Source organism: Alkanindiges hydrocarboniclasticus (assembly GCF_001982605.1).
GTDB lineage: Bacteria > Pseudomonadota > Gammaproteobacteria > Pseudomonadales > Moraxellaceae > Alkanindiges > Alkanindiges hydrocarboniclasticus.
On the sequence record NZ_MLCN01000068.1, the window covers coordinates 1 to 4,835 of the forward strand.

General features: G+C 31.5%; 6 protein-coding genes. 4 read left to right on the forward strand and 2 right to left on the reverse strand.

The annotated features are described in order from the left end of the window. Positions 1-652: 652 nt before the first annotated feature. Positions 653-907, forward strand: a complete 255-nt coding sequence (locus tag BKE30_RS15245) for a hypothetical protein (RefSeq protein WP_076879413.1) — start codon at positions 653-655, stop codon at positions 905-907. A gap of 229 nt (positions 908-1,136) precedes the next feature. On the opposite strand, the gene BKE30_RS15250 is transcribed toward BKE30_RS15245, so the two are convergent. Continuing rightward, positions 1,137-1,901 (reverse strand): restriction endonuclease, encoded by a 765-nt coding sequence (locus BKE30_RS15250; protein ID WP_076879414.1) that lies wholly within the window; start codon positions 1,899-1,901, stop codon positions 1,137-1,139. A gap of 7 nt (positions 1,902-1,908) precedes the next feature. Further along, positions 1,909-2,322 (reverse strand): hypothetical protein, encoded by a 414-nt coding sequence (locus BKE30_RS15255; protein WP_076879415.1) that lies wholly within the window; start codon positions 2,320-2,322, stop codon positions 1,909-1,911. A 247-nt stretch (positions 2,323-2,569) separates the two neighbouring features. Between BKE30_RS15255 and BKE30_RS15260 the strand changes: the two genes are divergently transcribed. From BKE30_RS15260 to BKE30_RS15270, 3 genes are all read left to right on the forward strand, one after another. Then, positions 2,570-3,136, forward strand: a complete 567-nt coding sequence (locus BKE30_RS15260) for a DUF4116 domain-containing protein (protein ID WP_076879416.1) — start codon at positions 2,570-2,572, stop codon at positions 3,134-3,136. Positions 3,137-3,238: 102 nt separating this feature from the next. After that, entirely contained in the window at positions 3,239-3,631 is a 393-nt protein-coding gene (locus BKE30_RS15265) for an H-NS histone family protein (protein WP_158073213.1), read from the forward strand. A gap of 103 nt (positions 3,632-3,734) precedes the next feature. Beyond that, positions 3,735-4,793: a hypothetical protein gene (locus BKE30_RS15270; RefSeq protein ID WP_076879417.1), complete on the forward strand. Its 1,059-nt coding sequence runs from the start codon at positions 3,735-3,737 to the stop codon at positions 4,791-4,793. Positions 4,794-4,835 lie beyond the last annotated feature (42 nt).

The following is a 4,835-nucleotide window of genomic DNA, read 5'->3' on the forward strand; positions in this document are numbered from 1 at the left end:
ATTTAAAGGTTTTTAATAATGTCATTTTAATTAAATTAAAAAAGAGTAGAGCATAAGAAAGTTTTGTGAATTTTATAAAATTGAGAAAATCAAAAAATAAATTCATGAAATATAAAAAAATTAAATAAATAAAACAATGAGTTATACTAATAAGATATATGAGTAAATGGTAAATAGGATTTTATTAATGTATTTGTATTTTTATTATTTTAATGATTATAGAAAATCATCTTCAATAAATCAGATTAAAAAAGCAACGAAATGTATAATTATTAAATAATTAAAACATTAATGAATATTGTCTTTTTTTCTTATTTTAATTAACATGGAAAAAGGCAGGAAATCCCCTTTTTCCTGCTTATGTCAAACATAATGGTCATTGTTGACAGGAAGCCATCCAGACATCTGGATGGCTTTTTAACCGCTTTCCTGATAAGAAAACATTGATTAAAATTATTATTTCATTATAATTAAAGGTTCAGAAATGATCCGCATTTATGTGGCCATGACTGTTTAACATACGGAAAAGCCATCCATCTGGATGGCTTTTTCTTTTATCGTCGAATATTAAAAATAACAAGAAGTGTAATGTCTGATAACTGATTAGTTTGAAATACATATATAAAATCACAATATTAAACGAGGTAAACATATGTCAGTTGAGATTGGATTTAGTCAAGCTTTTGAAATAATGTTAAGCCATCCCTCCTTTAGAAGGAATATCAATAAATTTTGTACATGTGAATTGAAGATTATTAATGAAGAAGTGTTAGGACAATATTTATTCCGGTTTGGTAATCCAGCAAAAGATAAAACTGTCCAAATGGAAATCCAACTGGATGGGGTAGATCGGTTAGTAAGTTGTCAGCAATATCAAAATAATAAATTTAAATTCTATATTAATTAAATCATTATACTTTTTTGGCATTTATTTAATTTTCTAAGTAATTAATTTTATTGGATTAATTAAATAAAACCTTTATAGATATATTAAATGATATCTTGCCAATTTAATTAAAACTATTTATAATTAATGCCTGCCAAGTACATGGAACTTTCATAGTTGCTTGCAACCATTTCTTGGTATGGTGGCGACAGTCCACTTTTTAGGCATTTTTGCTGAAATTAATTCCACCCTAATCAGGTGGATTTTTTTTGGATTTTAGTCGGGCAAGGGTATAGGCTCTACTGTTAAAAATCTCATGGTTAATCCCTTTAAATGCTTTCTTGCAGTTATTATCAAAAATTTTAGTCAATATAATCTCAAGCCCTGATCGGTCTATTATTAGGCATTCAACACTTTTGGCGAAGTCCAGCGCATGTGTGGTCAGATATGAGTTTGTGATTACCATGGCTACATCGCATTGATAATGAATTTTCCCAGCTACTACATCACTTACCGCATCACGGGAAATTTTTTTTCGATAACGCTTACATTGTATAGCATACGTCTTGCCATTTAATTCAGCCAATATGTCTACACCATTGTCACCTGATCCGGAAGTAACTTTAATATTCTGGTAACCAGAAAGATTAAGCATCTCTGCAACAAAATGCTCAAAATTATGGCCAGACATTTTATCTATATCCCGTATCTTTAAGTTTGAGTATTTATGGCTCAACATTTTTTTTATGAAAATATATAGCCATCTTGGCAAGCAGAATACAAATATTATTAGTGCAACCGTAATCAGCATGATTGAAAGGGTTACTGGCTTACTGGCCAGCATCCATTGAATACACAAAGATGAAAAAAAGGTGAAATAAAAAGTAAAGAATAAAAATTTAATAATTTGGTATCGGGAGGACAAACCAGTTTTAAGGAATAACTTTGGTTGTATCATTCCAATCACTAACAAAGGAAGAAGCATCGAAATCAAAAAAATTAAGATATTTATCATAATGGCATTACTGCACTTGTTTTATGCCCCCTAATTCAGTCGGGTAAATATAAAAAATTCTTTTATCATTAGTTTTCAAAATTAGCGCGTCATTATTTTTCGTACAGCTAACCCTAAAGTTGAATCCATTATTTTTATAATTTTGGACAATTTCAGTAACCGTTGAATTCAGCATTTTTGGGTCAGCGTAAAAAGTTGCATTGAGCCGGCTTAAGAAGTTATCCAGTACATCATCAACTGATAAAAGTAGTTCAGTAGAGCCAGAAGAACTGGGTTGGCTAATAGATGATTTAAAAGGTTTCTGGGGCAAATGAATTGTTATCGGAGTTGAAGCGGAATTCTTTTGAATAACAATTATGGCTGCATTCGTAGAAAACGAAGACAATAGTAAAAGGGGTAGCATGGCTAAGTAGCATTTCATAACTGGCCTCAATAAAAGGAAAAAAATTATCTAATTATTTATCTATTATCCTAATTCTACAACTAAAAAAAATTTTTTCTAAAGCCAATCCATTAAGTATTTGCTCCTAAAGAAACTATAGTGCATGACAAAAAAATTGTAAAAAAAGACATTTGATTTTAGTTAGATATTTAAAAAAATGATTTTCTTTTGTAAAATATAAACTTAAAGGTGCCTGCAATATAATAATGTAATTAGAGGACTCTATATGATAAATACTCGACCTAATCGCAATGCGTCTTGGGACATAGCTCAAGTCAATTCCACATGGAGTTACGCCCAATGGTTAAAAAAAGTTGCTGAAAATGGCATTAACTTACAACACGTTCCACGTCATTTTCGTGATCAGAGAATGTGTATAACAGCACTTGAAAATGCAAGTATAGCTTTAAAATTTATTCCTATTAATTTACTGACATATCAAATCTGTCATAATGAAGTTCTAAAAAATCCTTTTGCAATCAGTTATATCCCTAATCAATATTATAACCTTGAACTTGTTAAACTTGCTTGCCAGCTAAATGGTAAGGCTTTAAGGCTTGTTCCAGAAAATTACCAAACGCTTGAAGTGGTTAAGATAGCCCTAAAAAGTAATAAATTGGCCTCAGAATATGTGTTAGATACTAATAAACTGAATCAAGCCAGAATTGAGATAATGAATTCTAATGGGCAGGTTAGTCCATATGCCTATAACAGGGGAGGATGGGTAGACAATAAAAAGAGTTTTCAGTCATCAAAAACAAATTTCCTGAGAAAAAGAAAGTTATCTCAATAATTAATTTATAGTATGTATTAATTTTAATATTAATTAATTAATTTTGTATGTTAATATTATTACTATATATATTGCTTATTAAATACATTGATGGAGGTTTTTATGAGTGATGCTGCTGTGGCAAGTCTTCAAATGGGAGAAGGTACAAATGCTATTCCTGCAAAAGAACTGATCCTAGGTAATCTGGAGCAATTCACTGTCGAAGAAATTAAACAGCTAAGTGCTCGAGCAAATCATGTTTTAATTGCCAAGCAAAGTGAAGTTAGGGAACAGGCTTACAAAGAATGTCAGGCCATTGCTTCTAAAGTTGGGCTTACTCTAACTGAACTTATTAAATGTGTTGAAGAAGATAAGGTGAAAAAGAAAACTGTTAAGCCAAAATATCATAATCCGAATAATCCTGATGAAAAATGGTCTGGACGGGGAAAGCGACCAACTTGGTTAAGGTTGTTAATAGCAGCTGGTGCGAAGATAGAAGATTTTGAAGTCAACTAAAAATTCATTTGATAAAATGAATCGAAGCAAATATATTGCCAATTAAATTTATTTAGACTAGAATTAATTCATTCATTCATTCATTTAATTAGTTCTAGTTAATATGTTGAAAATCAGTTCAATACAACAGTTGGGTGATTTTTTTACTTCCAATGGGTTTGTAAGAGAGTCATTAAAGGATATTGAATTTGGTGTTATAAACCGTTTTCGTGTTCAAGAAGATGATAGTAGTAATACTAGCGGTATCTGTCATGCTTATTGGGAAAATAGTGTTCTGCATATCTATCTAATAAATTTGAAGACTGGGGTAAATGCCCAGTGTGTATCGACCATTACAAAATCAGCATTCTCTGCTTTTCTTGATGCAACGTCGCCTTCCTTATTATCAATGCCAAAGTTTTCTACTCAGGGATTAAATCAATCTGGAATACCAGCTGGCCAAGAACAATCTATACCGAATTATGAATATACACCGCAACAAGAATGGGAATGGCTAGCGCTGCCAGATCAATCCAATACATTTGAGCAGAACGGATTGATGACACCTTATGGTACTAAACAAGCCTCATATGCCTACAGAAATGGTAATCATCACACCAAAGCAGGTGAACTGTTGTTGCCAGTCACTAATACAACAGGTGAGGTTAAAACACTTATAAAGCTCAGCAAAAATGGTGAAGTTGTAATTCGTGATGAAAGCGTAATTGCAGGATGCTACTTTGCCGTTAACCCAGTAAGCTTCAGAAATTCTGAATGGCTATTTATTACTACTGATTTATTTTCTGCTATTGCACTTAGAAAAATTGTTGATGCTAATGTTTACTTTGGACTCAACCGGTCAAATATACCTTTAATTGCTCAATCAGTGAGATTAATTAAGCCAGATATAAATATATGCATATGTGGGAAAGGGCATAGGGAGCTTTCTTATTACATTAAGGCTATGTACGATAAGACTTATCAGCCACGCACCTACTGGCTGTTACCTGTGTTACGTGAAGATTCACCAGATCATACATGGTATGAATTTATCCGAAATGAACCGGAAGCTAAAATTCATTCACAAATCACCCAGCAAATTGAATCGTTTAATCATTCAAAAAGCAGTCTATTCGCAGATCATTTTAAAGCTAAAAAATTTATAGAATTACATCGAAAATAGTATTAAATATAAAATTAATTATTAAATGCAATAATTAAATAG